General features: G+C 53.3%; 1 protein-coding gene. It reads left to right on the top strand.

From position 1 onward, the window contains the following. Nucleotides 1-274 (top strand): hypothetical protein (locus Q4563_RS19755; RefSeq protein ID WP_303605729.1); only part of this gene is annotated, 274 nt, incomplete at both ends.

Consider the following 274-nt stretch of genomic DNA (forward strand, 5'->3'; position numbering starts at 1 on the left):
CCTTTCAGTGGGCTGGGGCAGAGATTTGGCTGCTGGAACAAGTTCAGTTTTGTCTGCAACATCAACTGAATGCTTCACTGCAAACTTCCCACCATGGCGAAATTATTGTCGCGGGTGGTGCGCAGCGTTTTATTGAACATGATATTCCTGAGTGCGTGACCCGTCATTTCAGCCCATCCAGTAGTTTCAAGCACCGCAGCTTGTCTGCCGATGACCCGATGGCACTGCAAGCGCTGATTGGACGGCCGGTCAGGGAACTGCTCTGGCGTTGTGG

Source organism: Gilvimarinus sp. 1_MG-2023 (genome assembly GCF_030548285.1).